The 21,656-nt window shown below is 55.4% G+C and carries 17 protein-coding genes; 7 read left to right on the top strand and 10 right to left on the bottom strand.

The window, feature by feature from the left end:
• Positions 1–107: 107 nt before the first annotated feature.
• The 4 genes from hemG to pepQ are packed head-to-tail and all read right to left on the bottom strand — an operon-like array spanning position 108 to position 4,102.
• The gene (gene hemG, locus ACOT0L_RS19420; RefSeq protein ID WP_022649736.1) at positions 108–653 is read right to left on the bottom strand and encodes a menaquinone-dependent protoporphyrinogen IX dehydrogenase; all 546 of its coding nucleotides are present in this window, start codon (positions 651–653) and stop codon (positions 108–110) included.
• 10 nt (positions 654–663) lie between these two features.
• Positions 664–2,115, bottom strand: coding sequence for a Trk system potassium transporter TrkH (trkH, locus tag ACOT0L_RS19415; protein WP_022649737.1), 1,452 nt, complete (start codon positions 2,113–2,115; stop codon positions 664–666).
• A 41-nt stretch (positions 2,116–2,156) separates the two neighbouring features.
• On the bottom strand, positions 2,157–2,771 hold the full coding sequence (locus ACOT0L_RS19410; protein WP_015572737.1) for an IMPACT family protein: 615 nt from the start codon (positions 2,769–2,771) through the stop codon (positions 2,157–2,159).
• Positions 2,771–4,102 carry a Xaa-Pro dipeptidase gene (pepQ, locus tag ACOT0L_RS19405; RefSeq protein ID WP_017382602.1) on the bottom strand — a complete coding sequence of 444 codons (1,332 nt, stop codon included), beginning with the start codon at positions 4,100–4,102 and terminating at the stop codon, positions 2,771–2,773. The genes ACOT0L_RS19410 and pepQ overlap by 1 nt, the downstream gene beginning before the upstream one ends.
• A 190-nt stretch (positions 4,103–4,292) precedes the next feature.
• On the opposite strand from pepQ, the gene fadB reads away from it, so the two are divergent.
• On the top strand, positions 4,293–6,482 hold the full coding sequence (gene fadB / locus ACOT0L_RS19400) for a fatty acid oxidation complex subunit alpha FadB (protein WP_126504127.1): 2,190 nt from the start codon (positions 4,293–4,295) through the stop codon (positions 6,480–6,482).
• Positions 6,483–6,491: 9 nt separating this feature from the next.
• Positions 6,492–7,655, top strand: a complete 1,164-nt coding sequence (fadA, locus tag ACOT0L_RS19395; protein ID WP_126504125.1) for an acetyl-CoA C-acyltransferase FadA — start codon at positions 6,492–6,494, stop codon at positions 7,653–7,655.
• Between the two features lie 189 nt (positions 7,656–7,844).
• Here fadA and glyS read toward each other — a convergent pair whose 3' ends face one another.
• The 3 genes from glyS to ACOT0L_RS19380 form a co-directional block, all read right to left on the bottom strand.
• Complete coding sequence (gene glyS, locus ACOT0L_RS19390) at positions 7,845–9,914, bottom strand: glycine--tRNA ligase subunit beta (RefSeq protein ID WP_126504123.1); 2,070 nt, start codon at positions 9,912–9,914, stop codon at positions 7,845–7,847.
• 9 nt (positions 9,915–9,923) lie between these two features.
• A complete protein-coding gene (gene glyQ, locus ACOT0L_RS19385) occupies positions 9,924–10,835 on the bottom strand; it encodes a glycine--tRNA ligase subunit alpha (protein ID WP_003860141.1) in 912 nt (303 codons plus the stop codon).
• Between the two features lie 160 nt (positions 10,836–10,995).
• A complete protein-coding gene (locus ACOT0L_RS19380) occupies positions 10,996–11,301 on the bottom strand; it encodes a YsaB family lipoprotein (protein ID WP_022649742.1) in 306 nt (101 codons plus the stop codon).
• Between the two features lie 184 nt (positions 11,302–11,485).
• Between ACOT0L_RS19380 and ACOT0L_RS19375 the strand changes: the two genes are divergently transcribed.
• A complete protein-coding gene (locus ACOT0L_RS19375) occupies positions 11,486–12,481 on the top strand; it encodes an acyltransferase (RefSeq protein WP_023298849.1) in 996 nt (331 codons plus the stop codon).
• 52 nt (positions 12,482–12,533) lie between these two features.
• On the opposite strand, the gene xylB is transcribed toward ACOT0L_RS19375, so the two are convergent.
• Both xylB and xylA read right to left on the bottom strand, forming a co-directional pair.
• The gene (gene xylB, locus ACOT0L_RS19370) at positions 12,534–13,988 is read right to left on the bottom strand and encodes a xylulokinase (RefSeq protein ID WP_126504121.1); all 1,455 of its coding nucleotides are present in this window, start codon (positions 13,986–13,988) and stop codon (positions 12,534–12,536) included.
• A 59-nt stretch (positions 13,989–14,047) separates the two neighbouring features.
• A complete protein-coding gene (gene xylA / locus ACOT0L_RS19365; RefSeq protein ID WP_126504129.1) occupies positions 14,048–15,370 on the bottom strand; it encodes a xylose isomerase in 1,323 nt (440 codons plus the stop codon).
• A gap of 371 nt (positions 15,371–15,741) precedes the next feature.
• Between xylA and xylF the strand changes: the two genes are divergently transcribed.
• The 4 genes from xylF to xylR all read left to right on the top strand — a co-directional run bounded on the left by xylF (position 15,742) and on the right by xylR (position 20,720).
• Positions 15,742–16,734: a D-xylose ABC transporter substrate-binding protein gene (gene xylF / locus ACOT0L_RS19360; protein WP_022649746.1), complete on the top strand. Its 993-nt coding sequence runs from the start codon at positions 15,742–15,744 to the stop codon at positions 16,732–16,734.
• A 72-nt stretch (positions 16,735–16,806) separates the two neighbouring features.
• Complete coding sequence (locus tag ACOT0L_RS19355; protein ID WP_063152813.1) at positions 16,807–18,348, top strand: xylose ABC transporter ATP-binding protein; 1,542 nt, start codon at positions 16,807–16,809, stop codon at positions 18,346–18,348.
• A complete protein-coding gene (gene xylH / locus ACOT0L_RS19350; RefSeq protein ID WP_003860151.1) occupies positions 18,326–19,507 on the top strand; it encodes a xylose ABC transporter permease XylH in 1,182 nt (393 codons plus the stop codon). Before ACOT0L_RS19355 ends, xylH begins: the two co-directional genes overlap by 23 nt.
• A gap of 34 nt (positions 19,508–19,541) precedes the next feature.
• The gene (gene xylR, locus ACOT0L_RS19345; protein WP_038416899.1) at positions 19,542–20,720 is read left to right on the top strand and encodes a D-xylose utilization transcriptional activator XylR; all 1,179 of its coding nucleotides are present in this window, start codon (positions 19,542–19,544) and stop codon (positions 20,718–20,720) included.
• 35 nt (positions 20,721–20,755) lie between these two features.
• On the opposite strand, the gene ACOT0L_RS19340 is transcribed toward xylR, so the two are convergent.
• On the bottom strand, positions 20,756–21,580 hold the full coding sequence (locus tag ACOT0L_RS19340; RefSeq protein ID WP_022649749.1) for a protein bax: 825 nt from the start codon (positions 21,578–21,580) through the stop codon (positions 20,756–20,758).
• Positions 21,581–21,656: the final 76 nt, after the last annotated feature.

Here is a 21,656-nt window from a genome sequence, read left to right as displayed (position 1 = left end):
CGTGCCGTTGTTCCGTGTCAGTGGAGGCGCATTATAGGGAGTTCTTCTGAAGTGACAAGCACTAAATACAAAAAACTTTTCGTTCGCTCACTTTTCAAACTCAACGCTTATTTAACCCGCGAATCGTCCGTTAAACGTGCAATTTCACGGGCAAAACTGGCCACTTGATCCCAGTCGGTATAAACCACTTCTTTACGCGTATCCGTTTCCCCGCCCGTCATCTTCATGATCAGGCGGATCATAAAGCGGTCATACCAGCGGTAACGCGGGTAACGCAGCGCGCCCGCAAAGACAGAACAGATATCGGGCTGCCATGGCGAGCTCAGCAAAAACTTGCGCGTATAGCTGTTAGTCTGCGGTGTACGCTTCTCTGCTTTACGGGCAACCAGGTTGACCGAGTAAAACGCGCCGGGCAGCTTAGCGAGCTCCGCCGTATGCTTTTTCACAAAGCGATCCAGCGCCGGATGGAAATGACCGTAACGAATTGAAGCGCCAATGACCACACGGTCGTAATCCTGCCAGGCAATCTGTTCAGTGCGATTCAGGTTCACCACATCAGAATAAATGCCCAGCTCTTTGAGTTCAGAAGCCAGATATGAAGCAATCTCACGCGTTTGCCCATCACGCGTTGAGAATAGAATTAACGTTTTCACCAATGTCTCCTTACTCACGCCAGAATGTTGGGGTAAACAGCACCAGCAGCGTAAAGACCTCAAGACGACCAAACAGCATATTGGCGATTAAGATCCACTTTGCCACCGGGTTCATACTGGCGAAATTATCCGCCACGACACCCAGCCCCGGCCCCAGGTTGTTTAACGTTGCCACCACAGAGGCGAAGGCAGAGAAATCATCCACGCCCGTGGCGATAATCGCCAGCATACTGACAATAAAGACCAGCGCATAAGCGGAGAAGAATCCCCACACCGCTTCGAGGATACGCTCCGGCAGTGCACGATTGCCCAGCTTGATGCTGTAAACCGCATTCGGGTGGACGAGACGTTTAAGTTCACGGTTCCCCTGCTTGAACAGCAGCAGAATACGGATCACCTTCAGGCCGCCGCCCGTCGACCCGGCACAGCCGCCGATAAACGCAGAGCACAACAGCAGCACCGGCAGGAACAGCGGCCAACGCGCAATACTGTCCGTGGTGAAACCGGCGGTTGTCGCCATCGATACCACCTGGAAGAAGGCCTGGTTCAGGGTCGTGACCGCCGAGTTATAGACATCGTGGAACCATAGTACCAGGGTACAGATGATCACCAGGGTCAACTGGACGCCAATAAACATCCGGAATTCCGGGTCGCGCCAGTACACCTTCAGGCTCCGGCCGCTAAGCAACGAGAAGTGTAGACCGTAGTTACAGCCTGAGATCAGCAAAAAGATGGCAATGATGGTATTGATCGTCGGGCTGTCGAAGTACCCAACGCTGGCATCGTGGGTGGAGAACCCGCCGATAGCGATAGTGGCAAAGCTGTGCCCGATGGCATCAAACGCAGGCATCCCGGCAAACCACAGCGCCAGCGCGCAGGCCACCGTCAGCAGGACATAAATAAGCCAAAGGGTTTTCGCCGTCTCCGCAATACGCGGGCGCATCTTGTTATCTTTCAACGGGCCAGGCATTTCAGCCCGGTAAAGCTGCATCCCCCCGACGCCCAGAATCGGCAGGATAGCCACCGCCAGCACGATGATCCCCATACCGCCGAACCACTGGAGCATCTGCCGGTAAAAGAGAATTGCATGCGGGAGTGAATCCAGCCCCACAAGCGTGGTGGCCCCGGTGGTCGTTAATCCGGAGAACGATTCAAAAAACGCATCCGTGACGGTGAGATTCGGTTGTTCAGAGAAGATAAACGGCAGCGCACCCACGCTTCCCAGTACCGTCCAGAACAGGACCACGATCAGAAAACCCTCCCGGGATTTCAGTTCACCTTTCTCACGGCGGTTTGGCCACCACAGCAGGGAGCCAATCGTCAGCGCGACAAAAAAGGTTTGCGTAAATGCACGCCCCGCGCCGTCCCGGTAGATGAGCGCCACCAGTCCGGGAATGATCATTGTCCCGGAGAAAAGTATGACCAGCAATCCAACGATTCGGGTAATGGCACGAAAATGCATCTCTGCCGCTTCCTTAGGTATTCAAAATTGTGAGGTGGGGATTATTCTTCAATCGGCAGTAATTGCAATGAACCGCGACTAAAATCAGCGAGTTTTGCTGAAAAAGCAGCCAGTTCCGCCTGAGGAAGCGCCACGCGTAATTGCACCATTGCCTGATAATCACTGTGTGCGATGACGCCGTTAAACTGTTTAAGCAGTGCTTCGATACCCGATAGCTGGGCGTAATCGCATAACAAAGTATATTCCGTAAGTGGCGTTTTGCGGGTTGTTATCAGCAGATTAAGCGCCTGCTGGACACCCCCTCCGTAGGCTTTCACCAGCCCTCCGGTGCCTAACAAAATGCCCCCGTAGTAGCGGACCACGACGGCGGTGATTTCACCCACGCCGCTGCCCATCAACTGGGATAGCATCGGTTTTCCGGCCGTACCCGCCGGTTCACCGTCGTCAGAAAACCCGAGCTGCTGTGAGTCGTCTGGCGGCCCTGCGACCCACGCCACACAGTGATGGCGGGCATCGGGGTGCTGCGCGCGGACGGACTCGACGAACGCCTTCGCCGCCTCCACGCCGTCAGTATGCGCCAACAGCGTGATAAAGCGGCTTTTCTTGATTTCCTCAACAAAGGTGACCGGCTCGGCCGGTATCAGCCAGCTTTCCATCAGGCCAGCTTCAGATCTCGCGTCATGTTCTCGATGCTGTTCTCGTGAATAACCACGTTATCTTCGATACGAATGCCGCCATACGGCTTCAGCGCTTCAATTTTCTCCCAGTTGAAGTGCTTGCTGAACTGCCCTTCGCGCCACGGCGCCAGCAGGGATTCAATAAAGTAGATACCCGGCTCGATGGTCAATACCATACGCGGCGCCAGAACGCGGGTGCAGCGCAGATAAGGATATTTAGACGGTGCCGCCAGGTGCGTACCGGTATCATCCTGCATAAAGCCCGCGACGTCATGAACCTGTAAACCCAGCGGGTGGCCGATACCGTGCGGCATAAATGGCCCGGTCAAATCGTTCTCAACCATCGCCTCTTCGCTCATGTCTTTGACAATCTGATGCTTACGCAGCAGTTTAGCGATGCGCTGATGGAACTGGATGTGATAATCCACATAGCTGGTTCCGGCCTTCATGGTGCCAATCAGCGCCAGCTGTTCATCGTTCACGTCTTTGATCAATTGCGCAAAATCAGTATCCGCATTCGCCGCCCAGGTACGGGTCAGGTCTGCCGCATAGCCATTGTACTCAGCCCCCGCGTCCAGCAGGAAGCTGCGCATCTCAGCCGGAACCTGATGATCCAGTTTGGTGTAGTGCAGAACCGAGGCATGTTCATTCAGCGCCACGATGTTGCTGTACGGCACGTCGGTATCGCGGTGGCCGGTCGCCGTCAGGTAGGCCTGATTGATATCGAACTCGCTCATACCGGACTGGAACGCTTCGTGCGCCGCACGGTGGCCATTCACCGCCGTTTTTTGCGCTTCACGCATGCAGTAAAGTTCGTAGTCGGTCTTGTAGGCGCGATAGTAGTGCAGATAATCCAGCACGCCTTTCGGGTTGAGTTTATCTGCCGGAATATCCAGACCCAGCGCACGCTCAGGAACCGGACCAATGTAGCCGATGTTCCCACGCGCCGCTGGCAACTGGCTGCCAATGCCGTCTGCTTTTGGCAGCGCAATCACGTCAATTTCTTCGGTCCAGAATGAGGTCGGCAGCGGCTCCACGTTGTGCCAGTAATCGACCGGCAGGTAGAACCACAGTTTCGGCTTGTTCACGCCATCCACCAGCAGCCAGCAATTTGGAACCTGCGTGACAGGCACCCAGGCTTTAAACTGCGGGTTAACCTTGAAGGGATAAGCGTGGTCATCAAGAAAAGTATTCATCAGCTCGCCGGAGTGGATCAGCAGGGCATCCAGCTTGAAGCGGGCCAGTACATCGCGGGTACGTTCCTGTAGGGTAACGATATGATTTTTATAAAGCGAAGCCAGTGAGTCCATCATTCTTCCTTTCGTTTTTTTGACCTCAAGTCATCGCATCTTAGCACACCTCACTCCGGCTGCGTGATTTCCACCGACCGTGATCAGCGCAGCAATTTCTTAATGACTAATTTGCATTTTATTAACATAAATTCCACACTCCGTTTCATCTGGTATGACCAGATCCAATTGCTGGATTCAGGAGACCGACATGCTCTACAAAGGCGACACCCTGTACGTAGACTGGCTGGAAGATGGCATTGCCGAACTGGTGTTCGATGCCCCCGGCTCAGTGAACAAGCTTGATACCGCGACGGTGGCCAGTCTTGGCCAGGCGCTGGATGTACTTGAAAAGCAATCAGATTTAAAAGGGCTGCTGCTGCGCTCCAACAAAGCGGCCTTTATCGTTGGCGCGGATATCACCGAATTCCTGTCGCTGTTCCTGGTGCCCGAAGAGCAGCTGAGCCAGTGGCTGCACTTTGCGAACAGTGTCTTTAATCGTCTGGAAGATCTGCCTGTCCCGACCCTTTCTGCCGTTAACGGTTACGCGCTGGGCGGCGGCTGCGAATGCGTGTTAGCCACTGATTACCGTCTGGCGACCCCAGACCTGCGCATCGGCCTGCCGGAAACCAAACTGGGCATTATGCCGGGCTTTGGTGGCTCGGTGCGTATGCCGCGCATGTTGGGTGCCGACAGCGCGCTGGAAATCATTGCCGCAGGTAAAGATGTCGGCGCGGAACAGGCGCAGAAAATCGGTCTGGTGGACGGCGTGGTTAAGCCTGAAAAACTGATTGAAGGCGCTGTAGCCATTCTGCGTCAGGCGATTAACGGCGATCTCGACTGGAAAGCCAAACGTCAGCCAAAGCTGGAGCCGTTGAAGCTCAGCAAAATTGAAGCCACCATGAGCTTCACCATCGCCAAGGGCATGGTGATGCAGACGGCGGGTAAACACTACCCGGCGCCGATCACGGCGGTGAAAACCATTGAAGCGGCAGCCCGTCTGGGCCGTGATGAAGCCCTGAAGCTGGAAAACCAGAGCTTTGTCCCGCTGGCGCACACCAACGAAGCCCGCGCGCTGGTTGGTATCTTCCTTAACGATCAGTTCGTGAAGGGCAAAGCCAAACAACTCACCAAAAACGTTGAAACGCCAAAACACGCGGCGGTACTCGGCGCGGGCATTATGGGTGGCGGCATCGCCTACCAGTCTGCATGGAAAGGCGTGCCGGTAGTGATGAAAGACATCAACGAGAAATCCCTGACGCTGGGCATGACCGAAGCGGCCAAGCTGCTGAATAAACAGCTTGAGCGCGGCAAAATTGACGGTCTGAAGCTTGCAGGCGTGATCTCCACCATCCAGCCAGTAATGGAATACAGCGGTTTCGACCGTGTGGACGTGGTGGTTGAAGCGGTCGTCGAGAACCCGAAAGTAAAAAAAGCGGTGCTGGCCGAAACCGAAGACAAGGTGCGTCCTGAGACCGTACTGGCCTCCAACACCTCCACTATTCCTATCAGCGAGCTGGCAAGCGTGCTGAAGCGTCCGGAAAACTTCTGCGGAATGCACTTCTTTAACCCGGTGCATCGCATGCCGCTGGTCGAAGTGATCCGTGGGGAAAAAACCTCCGACGAAACCATCGCCAAAGTGGTGGCGTGGGCGAGCAAGATGGGCAAAACGCCAATCGTCGTTAACGACTGCCCGGGCTTCTTCGTTAACCGCGTGCTGTTCCCGTACTTCGCCGGTTTCAGCCAGCTGCTGCGCGACGGCGCAGACTTCCGCAAAATCGACAAAGTGATGGAAAAACAGTTCGGCTGGCCGATGGGCCCGGCGTACCTGCTGGACGTTGTCGGCATCGACACTGCCCATCACGCGCAGGCGGTGATGGCGGCGGGCTTCCCGCAGCGCATGCAGAAAGATTATCGCGACGCCATTGACGCCCTGTTCGACGCCAACCGCTTTGGGCAGAAAAACGGTCTGGGCTTCTGGCGCTATAAAGAAGACAGCAAAGGCAAACCGAAGAAAGAAGAAGATCCGGCGGTGGATGGCCTGCTGGCCGACGTCAGTCAGCCAAAACGCGACTTCACTGACGATGAGATCATCGCCCGGATGATGATCCCGATGATCAACGAAGTGGTGCGTTGCCTCGAAGAAGGCATTATCGCCAGCCCGGCAGAAGCGGATATGGCGCTGGTGTACGGCCTCGGCTTCCCTCCGTTCCACGGCGGCGCGTTCCGTTGGCTGGATACGCTCGGCAGCGCTCGCTATCTCGATATGGCTCAGCAATATCAGCACCTCGGTCCGCTTTATGAGGTGCCGGAAGGTCTGCGTAACAAAGCGCGCCATAACGAACCCTACTATCCAGCAGTTGAGCCAGCCCGTCCGGTTGGCACGCTGAAAACGGCTTAAGGAGTCACAATGGAAAAGGTTGTCATTGTTGATGCAATTCGCACCCCGATGGGCCGTTCAAAAGGCGGTGCATTCCGTAACGTGCGTGCGGAAGATCTCTCCGCGCACCTGATGCGTAGCCTGCTGGCGCGTAATCCGGCGCTGGACCCTGCTTCGCTGGACGATATTTACTGGGGCTGCGTCCAGCAGACGCTGGAGCAGGGTTTCAACATCGCCCGTAACGCGTCTCTGCTGGCGGAGATCCCGCATTCGGTTCCGGCGGTCACCGTCAACCGTCTTTGCGGTTCGTCGATGCAGGCGCTGCACGACGCGGCACGGATGATCATGACCGGCGATGCGCAGGCCTGTCTGGTGGGCGGCGTGGAGCACATGGGCCACGTGCCGATGAGCCACGGGGTCGATTTCCATCCGGGCATGAGCCGCAACGTGGCGAAAGCCGCCGGTATGATGGGCCTGACCGCCGAGATGCTCTCCCGTCTGCACGGCATCAGCCGTGAAATGCAGGATGCCTTTGCCGCGCGCTCGCATGCCCGCGCCTGGGCCGCCACGCAGTCTGGTGCCTTTAAGAATGAGATCATCCCAACCGGCGGTCACGACGCAGACGGCGTACTGAAGCAGTTCAGCTACGACGAAGTTATCCGTCCTGAAACCACTGTTGAAGCGCTTTCTACCCTGCGTCCGGCGTTTGATCCGGTCACCGGCACGGTAACGGCGGGCACCTCGTCTGCCCTGTCCGACGGTGCCGCCGCCATGTTAGTGATGAGCGAAAGCCGCGCCCGCGAATTAGGCCTGACGCCACGCGCCCGCGTGCGTTCGATGGCAGTCGTGGGCTGCGATCCTTCCATCATGGGTTACGGTCCGGTCCCGGCGTCAAAACTGGCGCTGAAAAAAGCGGGGCTGAGCGCAAGTGATATCGACCTCTTTGAGATGAACGAAGCGTTCGCCGCGCAGATCCTGCCGTGCATTAAAGATCTGGGGCTGATGGATCAGATCGACGAGAAGATTAACCTCAATGGCGGCGCGATAGCCCTCGGTCACCCGCTGGGCTGCTCCGGGGCGCGTATCAGCACCACGCTGATCAACCTGATGGAACGCAAAGATGCCCAGTTCGGACTGGCGACGATGTGTATCGGGTTGGGTCAGGGGATCGCGACGGTGTTTGAGAGAGTGTAAATGTAAATAAGGAAAAGTATCTTAAAACCAATGACGTCAGAACAAGGCGGCAAGCGAGCGAATCCCGATGAGCTTACATTAGTAAGTGATTCGGGTGAACGAGCGCAGCCAACGCAGTTATGGCGCCATTGGCGAAGAGAGACAGTTTAGTTGCCGTTCTTCCCGCCTGTCAGGGGCGGGTTTTTTACATTATTGCAGCAGCGAAATATCCGCCACGCGCAGGAACAGCTCACGCAGTTTCTCAAGCATCGAGAGACGGTTAATACGCAGCTCTTTATCTTCCACGTTCACCATCACCTTCTCGAAGAAGGCATCAATGACGTCACGTAGCTCCGCCAGCTCCACCAGCGCTTCCTGGTAGCGACCTTCCGCGAAATACGGCTCCAGCTTGTCGCGCAGCACCACAACCTGCATCGCCAGAGAAATCTCTTCCGGCTCTTTCAGGGTTGCAGCGTTTACGCGTTCGTTCAGCGTCTCGTCGGATTTCGCGAGGATGTTGGATACACGCTTGTTGGCCGCGGCCAGCGCAGACGCCGCTTCCAGCGTACGGAAGTGGGATACCGCTTTCATACGCGCATCGAAATCTGCCGGACGGGTCGGACGACGCGCCAGCACCGCCTGAATGGTATCAACGGAGTAACCTTCGTCCTGATACCACGCGCGGAAACGACCGAGCATAAAGTCGATAACATCATCCACAACCTTCGCGTTGGTCAGCTTATCGCCGTACAGACGGACCGCTTCTTCGGTCAGCGTTTGCAGATCGAGATTGAGGTTCTTCTCTACGATGATGCGCAGCACGCCCAGCGCAGCACGACGCAGCGCAAACGGGTCTTTGTCGCCTTTCGGATGCTGACCGATACCGAAGATACCCGCCAGGGTGTCCATCTTATCGGCAATCGCCACGGCGCAGGCAACCGGGTTAGACGGCAGATCGTCACCGGCAAAGCGCGGCTGATATTGCTCGTTCAGGGCCACAGCCACGTCTTCCGCTTCGCCGTCATGACGCGCGTAGTGCATGCCCATCACGCCCTGGGTGTCGGTAAATTCGAACACCATGTTGGTCATCAGGTCGCACTTGGAGAGCAGGCCCGCGCGGGTAGCGTGGTTAACGTCGGCACCAATTTCACGGGCAATCCAGCCGGACAGCTCCGCGATACGGTCAGTCTTGTCGCGCAGCGTACCCAGCTGCTGCTGGAAGAGTACGGTTTGCAGACGCGGCAGGTTATCTTCCAGACGTTTTTTACGGTCGGTGTTGAAGAAGAACTCGGCGTCCGCCAGACGTGGACGCACCACTTTCTCGTTACCGGAGATAATCTGGCTCGGATCTTTCGATTCGATGTTCGCGACGAAGATGAAGTTTGGCAGCAGCTGGCCGTCGTTGGCGTAAACCGGGAAGTACTTTTGGTCACCCTTCATGGTGTACACCAGCGCTTCAGCCGGAACGGCCAGGAATTTCTCTTCGAATTTCGCGGTCAGCACAACCGGCCATTCGACCAGAGAGGTCACTTCTTCCAGCAGGATATCGCTCAGATCGGCATTACCGCCAATTTTGCGCGCCGCTTCTTCGGCGTCAGCTTTGATTTTGGCTTTACGCTGTTCGTAGTCAGCAATGACCTTACCGCGCTCCAGCAGGATCTGCGGGTACTGATCAGCATTGTCGATGGTGAACTCCGGCTCGCCCATAAAGCGGTGGCCGCGGATCACGCGATCGGACGCCACGCCCAGAATGGTCGCCGGAATAACGGTATCGCCCAGCAGCAGGGTCACGGTGTGAACCGGACGCACAAAGTGAACGTCAGACGCGCCCCAGCGCATCAGCTTAGGAATCGGCAGCTTAGCCAGCGAGGTCGCAATCATATCTGGCAGCAGCGCTTCCGCGCTTTCGCCTTTCACATGGGCACGATACAGCAGCCATTCACCTTTGTCGGTGGTCAGACGTTCGGCCTGATCGACGGTGATACCGCAGCCGCGCGCCCAGCCTTCAGCCGCTTTGCTCGGCTTGCCTTCCGCGTCGAACGCCTGGGCAATGGCCGGGCCACGTTTTTCAACTTCGCGATCCGGCTGGGACGCCGCCAGGTTTGCCACTTTCAGCGCCAGACGACGCGGCGCAGCAAACCACTCAATTTTACCGTGCGCCAGGCCAGCGTTATCCAGCTCAGCAGTGACGTTCGCAGCGAAAGATTCAGCCAGGCTGCGCAGGGCTTTTGGTGGCAGCTCTTCAGTGCCGATTTCCACCAGGAAAGTTTTCTCAGACATGGCCGCCTCTTATTTGTTTCGGTTGCACATCGGGAAGCCAAGGGCTTCACGGGACGCGTAGTAAGCTTCAGCAACGGCTTTGGTCAGGGTACGAATACGCAGAATGTAGCGCTGACGTTCAGTCACGGAGATCGCTTTGCGGGCATCCAGCAGGTTGAAGCTGTGGGCAGCCTTCAGAATACGCTCGTAGGCAGGCAGAGGCAGCGGAGTCTCCAGCGCCAGCAGCTGCTGGGCTTCTTTCTCGTACTGCTCGAAGCAGGTGAACAGGAAGTCCACGTCCGCGTATTCGAAGTTATAGGTGGATTGCTCCACTTCGTTCTGATGGAACACGTCGCCATAGGTGGTTTTACCCAGCGGGCCGTCGCTCCAGACTAGGTCGTAAACGCTGTCTACGCCCTGAATGTACATGGCCAGACGTTCCAGACCATAGGTGATTTCGCCGGTGATCGGTTTACATTCCAGACCGCCAACCTGCTGGAAGTAGGTGAACTGGGTCACTTCCATGCCGTTCAGCCACACTTCCCAACCCAGACCCCAGGCACCCAGCGTTGGGTTTTCCCAGTTATCTTCCACGAAACGAATGTCGTGAATGGTCGGATCCATACCCAGCTCTTTCAGTGACCCGAGGTACAGTTCCTGAATATTGTCAGGTGATGGCTTAATCACCACCTGGAACTGATAGTAGTGCTGCAAACGGTTCGGGTTTTCGCCGTAACGGCCATCGGTCGGACGACGGGATGGCTGAACATAGGCGGTCGCCATTGGCTCTGGCCCTAACGCGCGCAGGCTGGTCATCGGGTGTGAGGTGCCTGCGCCAACTTCCATGTCCAAAGGTTGAACAATGGTGCAGCCCTGACGAGCCCAGTAATCCTGTAAGGTCAGGATCAGGCCCTGGAAGGTCTTGGTATCAAACTTTTGCATAGTATTTCGTGCTGGATACGTGTGGTTTTAAATGGAAGGGATCAGTATACCCGCTGGCTGCAAGATATACAGTACGAAACGGGGTTGTTTAGGGAAAATTGGGGAATAAGCCCTACAGCCAGAACTTGCGAAGGCTCTGGTTGCTGCTTATACGAGCAATTTAGCGCATTGAGAGATGTAAAAACTGGCCGTCTGCATCAAAAGAGCAGACAAAGCCCTCTTTACGCGCCGTATAGCCTTTCAGTTCATAGCTGCCCTGAAAGCGCTCGAAGCCGTTAATATGAATTTTCTGTGCTTCGGAATTATAACGGTGAGCCGCCTGATCCCTGCACAGCTGTTCCATATTCAGGGAACGCTCCGGGCTCATTTTCCCCTGCTGCGCTTTTTGGACTGGAGCCTCCTGAGAAGCACTGCACCCTGCTAATAAAAGCAGCAGAAAGAGTGACGCCCCACGCTTCATCATCATTTTTATTACCGCCCTGGTCAGTGGCTGTTATTTTTAGTAGCAACACGTTTATAGATTAATGTTCAACATTCTGCGAATCTCGCCAGCTCCCGACAAGACAGCCTGGTTAAACTCAGAATTTTCCAAGGGAAAAGTTTTACGCAATCGCAGTCACACTTTCTTTATCAGGAATACAGAGGAACTGATGCAGTCAAAAATTAACTGGATTGATAACCTGCGGGGAATAGCCTGTCTGATGGTGGTGATGATCCACACTACGACCTGGTATGTCACGAACGCGCACAGTATCAGCCCTGTTAACTGGGATGTCGCCAATATTCTGAACTCAGCCTCACGCGTGAGCGTCCCGCTGTTCTTTATGATTTCCGGTTTTCTCTTTTTTGGCGAGCGTAGCGCGCAGCCGAGACATTTCATCCGTATTGTCTCCTGTTTGCTGTTTTACAGCGCCATTTCGCTGCTCTATATCATCCTGTTCACTTCAATTAATGCTGAACGTTCCCTGCTCAATTTGTTGCAAAAACCAGTGTTCTATCATCTGTGGTTTTTCTTCGCGATAATGGTTATCTATCTGGTTTCGCCGTTAATTCAGGTAAAAAACGTTAGCGGTAAAATGCTGCTGGCCTTGATGGTAATAATCGGGATCGTGGCAAACCCGAATACCGTCTCACAGAAAATTGATGGCTTTGAATGGCTGCCCGTTAACCTCTATATCAACGGCGATACGTTTTATTACGTGCTGTACGGCATGCTGGGGCGCGCCATCGGCATGATGGAGACGCAAAAGAGAGGAATAAACTGGCTTTGCGCGGCAGCATTTATCGCCGGTGTGTTTATTATCTCTCGAGGGACGCTGCACGAGCTGCAATGGCGCGGAAACTTTGCCGATACCTGGTATCTCTACTGCGGGCCGATGGTCTTTATCTGCGCGGTTTCGCTGCTGACCCTGGTTAAAAACACCCTGAATGCCCGCCCGCTTCCGGTGCTGGGGTTTATCTCTCGCCACTCGCTGGGCATTTACGGTTTTCACGCGCTGGTGATCCACGCCCTGCGCACCCGCGGCGTTGAGCTTAAAAGCTGGCCGGTGCTGGATATTGTCTGGATATTTACCGTTACGCTGGTTGTCAGCCTGCTGCTCTCAATGCTGCTGCAACGCATCGATACACGCAGGTTTGTGAGCTAACCCGGTTGAAGGCTGGCAGGCCGGGTAAACGTTAGCGCCACCCGGCGCCTGTTTATGACATTAGCGGTAAAAGCTGCTGATAGATTTTGCGGAAAACGTCTCGTCTTTCAGCGTAGCGAGCATGATTTTTCGCATCAGGACGATGCTGCTGTTCAAGCGGCAGCTGGGGCAAAAGCTGGGGCAGTGGTTTATCCCGGTTCAGCGCAATTTGCGCCAGCCGTGCCGCACCGAGCGCCGGACCAACATCTCCCCCAGTACGATAGTCCAACTGCAACCCGCTGATATCGGAAAGCATTTGCCGCCAGTAGCTGCTTCGTGCCCCGCCGCCAATTAACGTAATGCTGGATGGCGTCAGGCCACAGTCATGCACGACATCCATGCCGTCCGCCAGCGCATAACCGACCCCTTCAAGCACCGCGCGCGCCAGCTCTGCCGGGCCGTGCTGATGGGTAAGGCCGAAGAAGACCCCTTTCGCTTCCGGGTTGTTATGCGGCGTCCGCTCGCCTGAAAGGTACGGTAAAAACCAGACCGCACCGGCAGTATCATCCGCCTGCTGTGCCGCTGCGATAAGCGCCGGGACGTCCGCCATTCCGGTCAGCTTTGCCGCCCAGTCGAGGCAGGATGCCGCGCTCAGCATCACCGACATCAAATGCCATTTACCCGGCAACGCGTGGCAAAAGCTGTGTACGGCGCTTTCAGGGTTACTACGATAGCCGTCACTGACGGCAAAATAGACGCCGGAAGTGCCGAGCGAGAGCATGGCCTGCCCTGTCCCCACCATCCCCACGCCGACCGCACCCGCCGCATTATCGCCGCCGCCGGCAACGACAGGTACGGCTGGCATATTCCAGCGTTCAGCAACAGAAGGCTGCAAAGCGCCCGTGATATCACTGCCTTCAAACAGCGCAGGCATATGATCGCGCGTCAGCTGGCAGGCATCCAGCATCGCTTCGCTCCAGTCCCGTTTCGCCACGTCGAGCCACATCGTGCCCGCGGCGTCAGACATGTCGCTGGCAAAATCCCCCGTCATGCGAAAACGCAGGTAGTCTTTCGGCAACAGAACCTTCGCCACCTGACGAAAAATCTCAGGCTCATGGCGCTGCACCCACAGGAGTTTTGGCGCGGTAAAACCGGGCATCATCAGGTTGCCCGTAATCTCGCGGGACGCAGGCACACGCTCCTCAAGGATCGCGCACTCTTCCGCACAGCGGCCATCGTTCCAGAGAATAGCCGGGCGCAGAACGCGATGCTGGCTATCCAGCAGCGTGGCGCCATGCATTTGCCCGGCAATGCCCAGCGCTTTCACGTCGCGCAGGCTGTACTGCTCACCTAAGGCTTTCATCGCGCGGTCCGTCGCCTGCCACCACTGCTCCGGATCTTGTTCCGACCAAAGTGGCTGCGGGCGTGAAACCTGCAACTTTTCAGTCTGCGTGGCTAACACATCGCCCTGCTCGCTTAACAGGATGGCTTTCACCCCCGACGTGCCAAGATCGATCCCGATATACATGTGGTGACTCCTTTGACAGAAATGCCCGGTGGCGCTGCGCTTACCGGGCCTGGATGCTGTTATTTATCGAACAGGTAGTGATTAACCAGGTTTTCCAGCAGTTCCTGATGGCCGCTCTGATGCTGCGGTGCCAACTGATGCTGTTCAGCGTACTTCGCGATATCCGCAAGCGATAACTGACCTTTCAAAATTTGCTGGCCCAGCTCACTGTTCCAGCCGCTGTAGCGCTTCGCCACGCGCTTATCCAGCTCACCGTCTTCAATCATACGGGCCGCCACCTTCAGCGCCAGCGCCATGGTGTCCATCGCGCCAATATGCCCGTAGAACAGATCGTATTTGTCGGTGCTCTGGCGACGCACTTTGGCGTCGAAGTTCAGGCCGCCGGTGGTGAAACCGCCCGCTTTGATGATTTCGTACATCACCAGCGCATTCTCTTCGACGCTGTTCGGGAACTGGTCGGTATCCCAGCCCAGCTGCGGATCGCCGCGGTTCGCATCCACCGATCCGAAGATGCCCAGCGCAATCGCAGAGGCGATTTCGTGATGGAACGAGTGGCCCGCCAGCGTGGCGTGGTTAGCCTCAATGTTCACTTTGATCTCTTTTTCCAGACCAAACTGCTTCAGGAAGCCATACACGGTGGCGACATCGTAGTCGTACTGATGCTTGGTTGGCTCCTGTGGTTTTGGCTCAATCAGCAGCGTACCGCGGAAGCCGATTTTGTGCTTGTGGTCCACAACCATCTGCATAAAGCGGCCAATCTGCTCACGCTCCTGGCGCAGGTCAGTATTCAGCAGCGTTTCATAGCCTTCACGACCGCCCCAGAGAACGTAGTTCTCACCGCCCAGCTGATGCGTGGCGTTCATCGCAGTCACCACCTGGGTTGCCGCCCAGCTGAAGACTTCCGGGTCCGGATTGGTTGCCGCGCCCGCGCCATAGCGAGGGTTGGTAAAGCAGTTAGCCGTACCCCAGAGCAGCTTCACGCCGCTTTGCTGCTGTTTTTCAGCCAGCACGTCGACCATCTGCGCAAAATTGTTCAGATACTCTTTCAGGGATGCCCCTTCCGGCGACACGTCCACATCGTGGAAACAGTAGTACGGTACGTTCAGCTTATGGAAGAACTCGAACGCGACGTCGGCTTTACGCTTCGCCAGCTCAATGGCCTCGCCCGGCTGTTGCCATGGGCGGTCAAAAGAGCCCACGCCGAACATATCGGCACCGTTCCAGCAGAAGGTGTGCCAGTAGCAGGCGGCAAAGCGCAAGTGATCTTCCATGCGCTTACCCAGCACCAGCTCATCCGGGTTGTAGTGACGAAATGCTAAAGGATTGGTCGTTTTCGTGCCTTCGAAACGAACGCGATCGAGTTGGTCGAAATAAGCTTGCATATTGAGCTCCATAATCAGGGTATGCGGCGTGGTCTTGCTTCTGGAGTAATAGTGAATAGACATTGGAGGTTGCTCAATTACGTTATTTCACACTGCTATTGAGAGAATGCGCAATTGTGCGCTGGCTCGCAAAATAATGTGCAGACAAACTATTTTTCGGCGCGCATTCCAGAATCAAATGTAATTAATAGGTTACGCTTTTTAAAATCCGATCGCGGTCATAAATTCAGAAATAAACCAAATATCGTAATGAGAAGATAAAAATCTGTAATTGCCAGCAGGCCTTTCCACGTTAAAAATTTGCTGCGTCTCAGCAGTGAATGTTTCTTTTATCTCAGCTACACATACCCCTACAAAAAGGCCTAATAATTATGAAGATAAAGAACCTGACCCTAACGCTCTGCACTACTCTCCTGCTTGCAAGCTTTGCCGGCCACGCCAAAGAGGTCAAAATCGGCATGGCGATTGATGACTTACGCCTGGAGCGCTGGCAAAAAGATCGCGATATCTTTGTTAAAAAAGCGGAATCTCTCGGTGCGGAGGTGTTCGTTCAGTCCGCTAACGGCAACGAAGAGACGCAAATGTCGCAAATTGAGAATATGATCAACCGTGGCGTCGATGTGCTGGTCATTATCCCGTATAACGGCCAGGTATTAAGCAACGTGGTGAAAGAAGCAAAACAGGAAGGCATAAAAGTCCTGGCTTATGACCGCATGATTAATAATGCGGATATTGATTATTATATTTCGTTCGACAATGAAAAGGTGGGTGAATTACAGGCTAAAAGCTTGATCGCAAAAGTGCCTCAAGGGAATTATTTCCTGATGGGCGGCTCGCCTGTGGATAACAACGCCAAACTGTTCCGTCAGGGACAAATGAAAGTGCTGAAGCCGTATATCGACGAGGGCAAAATTAAAGTCGTCGGCGATCAGTGGGCTGACGGCTGGTTACCGGAAAACGCGCTGAAAATTATGGAAAACGCGTTGACCGCAAATAACAACAAAATCGATGCAGTGGTGGCCTCTAACGACGCCACTGCGGGGGGCGCCATTCAGGCGCTGAGCGCGCAGGGTCTGGCCGGGAAAGTCGCTATTTCCGGACAGGACGCCGACCTTGCGGGTGTAAAACGCATTATCGCGGGTACCCAGACTATGACGGTCTATAAGCCCATTACCGAGCTTGCCAATACGGCCGCCGAAATTGCCGTTGAGCTGGGAAATGGCCAGCAACCTAAAGCAGACGCGACGTTAAATAACGGCCTGAAAGACGTGCCAGCTCGCCTGCTTACCCCTATCGAAGTCAACAAAGAGAATATTGACGCCACGGTGGTGAAAGACGGTTTCCATAAGAAGAGTGAACTGTAATCCAGCGCAGCCCCTGCCCGGCGGGGGCGCATCGACCTGCCCTGTTCATCTGTCGGGCTATGCGGAGCAGTTATGTCTTATTTACTTGAAATGAAAAGCATCACCAAAGCCTTCGGAGCGGTGAAAGCGGTCGACAACGTAAGCCTGCGGCTGAACCCCGGCGAAGTGATGTCGCTGTGCGGCGAAAACGGCTCGGGGAAATCCACGCTGATGAAGGTGCTGTGCGGGATCTATCCGCACGGCAGCTACGAGGGCGAAATCGTCTTTGCCGGTGAGGTGCTTCAGGCCACGCACATTCGTGATACCGAACGTAAAGGCATCGCTATCATTCACCAGGAGCTGGCGCTGGTGAAGCACCTTACCGTGCTGGAAAATATCTTTCTTGGGGTCGAACTCTCGCGCCACGGCGTACTGGATTACGACACCATGACGCTGCGCTGCGAAAAACTGCTGGCCCAGGTGAGTCTCGCTATCTCACCGCATACGCGCGTGGGCGACTTAGGTTTGGGCCAGCAGCAGCTGGTGGAGATCGCCAAGGCGCTAAATAAACAGGTACGCCTGCTGATCCTCGACGAGCCAACCGCCTCGCTCACCGAACAGGAAACCGCCGTTCTGCTCAATATCATCCGCGATCTGCAAAACCACGGTATCGCCTGCATCTATATTTCGCACAAGCTCAATGAGGTGAAAGCTATTTCCGACACCATCTGCGTCATCCGCGACGGGCAGCACATTGGCACGCGTGAAGCAGAAGGCATGAGCGAAGATGACATCATCACCATGATGGTGGGTCGCGAACTCACCGCACTGTATCCCAACGAACCACACACCATAGGCGAAGAACTCCTGCGCGTGGAAAACCTGACGGCGTGGCATCCCGTTAACCGCCACATCAAGCGCGTGGATAACCTCTCCTTCTCGCTGCACCGCGGCGAAATTCTCGGTATTGCGGGTTTAGTGGGTGCCGGAAGAACCGAGGCCGTGCAGTGTCTGTTTGGCGTCTGGCCGGGGCGCTGGGAAGGCAAAATTTATATCGACGGTCAGCCGGTAAAAATCGACAACTGCCAGCAGGCCATTGCCAAAGGCATTGCTATGGTGCCCGAAGACCGCAAAAAAGACGGCATCGTGCCGGTCATGGCGGTGGGAAAAAATATCACGCTGGCGGCGCTCAGCCAGTTTTCCGGCGCGCTGAGCAGCCTGGATGATGCCGCAGAACAGCAGTGTATTCTTCAGTCACTTGCCAGGCTCAAGGTGAAAACCTCCTCGCCGGAACTGGCGATAGGTCGCCTGAGCGGCGGCAACCAGCAGAAAGCGATTCTGGCGCGCTGCCTGTTGCTTAATCCGCGCATTTTAATTCTGGACGAACCCACGCGCGGGATCGATATCGGCGCGAAGTATGAAATCTACAAGCTGATCAACCAGCTTGTGCAGCAAGGGATTGCCGTCATTGTTATCTCGTCCGAATTGCCTGAAGTGCTGGGGCTGAGCGACCGCGTGCTGGTCATGCATGAAGGGAAACTCAAAGCCAACCTGAACAACCAGAACCTGACGCAAGAGCAGGTGATGGAAGCTGCCTTAAGGAGCGAACGCCATGTCGAAAAGCAACCCGTCTGATATCAAAGTCGCTGTTCCGACGCCCGGTGCGTTCGCAGGACTTAAATCGCTGAATCTGCAAGTTTTTGTAATGATTGCCGCCATTATCGTCATCATGTTGTTCTTTACCTGGATGACCGATGGCTCCTATTTGAGCGCACGTAACGTCTCTAACCTGCTGCGTCAGACCGCCATCACCGGGATCCTGGCGGTGGGGATGGTCTTTGTGATTATCTCAGCGGAAATTGACCTGTCGGTAGGGTCGATGATGGGTCTGCTCGGCGGCGTGGCGGCAATTTTTGACGTCTGGCTCGGCTGGCCGTTGCCGCTGACGATTGCGGTCACGCTGGTACTGGGTCTGCTGCTGGGTGCGTGGAACGGCTGGTGGGTGGCCTACCGTAAAGTCCCGTCGTTTATTGTCACCTTAGCAGGGATGCTGGCCTTCCGCGGTATTCTGATTGGGATCACCAACGGCACTACCGTATCCCCGACCAGCGCCTCGATGTCCCAGATTGGCCAAAGCTACCTCTCTGATGGCGTCGGTTTTACGATCGGTGTGGTTGGGCTGATGGCGTTTGTCGCGTGGCAATGGCGAGGACGCATGCGTCGCCAGGCGCTGGGGCTGGCCTCGCCTGCCTCAACCTCGGTTGTCGGCCGTCAGGCGCTTACTGCGGTGATTGTGCTGGGGGCCATCTGGCTGCTAAACGATTATCGCGGTGTCCCAACGCCCGTTCTGCTGCTGGCGCTGTTGCTGTTAGGTGGGATGTTTATGGCCACACGTACCGCATTCGGTCGCCGTATTTATGCTATCGGCGGCAATCTTGAAGCCGCGCGTTTATCTGGTATCAACGTCGAGCGCACCAAACTCGCCGTCTTTGCCATCAACGGCCTGATGGTAGCCATCGCGGGGCTGATCCTCAGCTCGCGACTGGGTGCGGGTTCCCCGTCTGCCGGTAATATTGCCGAGCTGGACGCCATCGCCGCCTGCGTGATTGGCGGGACCAGCCTCGCCGGAGGCATTGGCAGCGTGGCGGGGGCGGTGATGGGCGCATTTATTATGGCTTCGCTGGATAACGGGATGAGTATGATGGACGTGCCGACGTTTTGGCAGTATATCGTCAAAGGGGCCATTCTTTTGCTGGCAGTCTGGATGGACTCTGCCACCAAGCGGCGCGCCTGAGAACCGTATCGTGACTAATTTGGGAAAGTGAGCCATGTTTGAAAAGCGTCACCGCATTACGTTGTTATTCAATGCCAACAAAGCCTATGACCGTCAGGTGGTTGAGGGGGTTGGTGAATATTTGCAGGCGTCGCAATCCGAATGGGATATTTTCATCGAAGAAGATTTCCGTACCCGTCTGGAGAACATCAAAGACTGGCTGGGAGACGGGGTTATCGCTGACTTTGACGACCCCGTGATTGAACAGTTGCTGAGTGGTGTCGACGTACCTATCGTGGGCGTTGGCGGCTCTTACCATTCAGCGGAACATTACCCCCCCGTTCACTACATCGCCACGGATAACCATGCCCTGGTTGAGACCGCCTTCCTCCATTTAAAGGAGAAAGGCGTCCATCGTTTTGCGTTTTACGGATTGCCCGCCACCAGCGGAAAGCGCTGGGCGATGGAGCGTGAGTATGCCTTCTGCCAGCTGGTTGCCCAGGAGAAGTATCGCGGCGTCGTTTATCAGGGGCTGGAAACCGCGCCAGAAAACTGGCAGCACGCACAGAATCGCCTGGCTGACTGGCTGCAAACGCTGCCGCCCCAGACAGGGATTATCGCCGTGACGGACGCCCGCGCCCGCCACGTATTACAGGTGTGCGAACATTTGCATATTCCGGTGCCTGAAAAGCTGTGCGTGATTGGTATTGATAACGAAGAGCTTACACGCTATCTGTCGCGCGTGGCGCTCTCATCCGTGGCGCAGGGTACCCGTCAGATGGGCTATCAGGCCGCGAAGCTGCTGCACCGACTGTTAGACAACGAATCCCTGCCGCTCCAGCGTCTGCTGGTTCCGCCCGTTCGCGTGGTCGAGCGTCGCTCAACTGACTACCGTTCCCTAAACGATCCGGCCGTGATTCAGGCGATGCACTACATTCGCAATCATGCCTGCAAGGGGATTAAGGTCGATCAGGTGCTGGATTCGGTCGGCATTTCACGTTCGAATCTGGAGAAGCGGTTTAAAGAGGAAGTCGGTGAGACGATCCACGCCGTGATCCATGCGGAAAAGCTGGAGAAAGCGCGCAGTCTGCTGATCTCCACCTCGCTGTCGATCAACGAGATTTCACAGATGTGCGGCTATCCGTCGCTTCAGTATTTCTATTCGGTGTTCAGGAAAGAGTATGACACCACGCCGAAGGAGTACCGGGAACGGTACAGTGAAGTCCTGCTCTAGAAAAAAGAACGCCTTCCAGTGGAAGGCGTTTTTCATTACATATGTGCGGCAATCAGACGCTGGTTATCCTGGTACATGGAGAACAGGTAGTTGTTGTAGCGCTGTCCCTGGGTGGAATAACCTTTCAGCTTGTGGATCATCGCCGTGGCCGTCACTTCCTGATCCGCCTTACGCAGCTGCGCGCGTGACTTACGGAACGAAGAGTAGGCCGGGTGGGTGTTCAGATTCACCACATAGGCATTCACGGAATCTTTCACCGATTCAAACTGTGAATAGCCCTTCACCTTGCCGGGTGCATTAGTACAACGACCTTTTGCGCATTTCATGCCAAACAGATTGTTGTTGTTGCGCGCCAGCTTCGAGGTGCCCCAACCGCTTTCGGCGGCGGCCATTGTCGCGACCATACTGCCTGGAATAATGTCCACACGCTCTAACAGAGTGTTCCACGGCACACGACGCGTGTTCCCGCTCCACTTCACTTTATAGCGTTTGGCGATGTCTTTCAGGCGAGTGCGCTCAGACGGCGACCAGCGGCTATCGTACTGTTTGGCGATCAGCCAGTTACGATCCGCAGTAATCGCGGCATTTTGACTTTTAATGTAAGGCATTACCGTCCGGAGAAACGCTTTTTTCCTTGGTGTCCCGGAAGGGTATTTTCGCAAATCAGGAAGTGAACTACTCTTTGCACTATTGCGAGAATACTCTTGTTTACTGCTAACCTTACTGCTTGTCGTCTTTATTACGTGGGCTTTCTTACTCGTTGTATCCGTGTGCGTCTTTGCAAGCACCTCACCTGAAAATGCCATGGTGAGTAACATGAGTATCGCGGCCCCATATCGTCGAATGGGAGTCGATATCATTAGGTCTCCTGGTCGGATATAAGCATTCCAACACCTTATTTTCTTCAAAATTTGAGAGCGGAATCTCAAATCGTAC

The organism is Enterobacter cloacae complex sp. XAL002 (assembly GCF_049236805.1).
GTDB classification, from domain to species: Bacteria; Pseudomonadota; Gammaproteobacteria; order Enterobacterales; family Enterobacteriaceae; genus Enterobacter; species Enterobacter intestinihominis.
The sequence above is the reverse complement of the archived record's forward strand: the minus strand, read 5'-3'. Positions and strand labels throughout refer to the sequence as shown.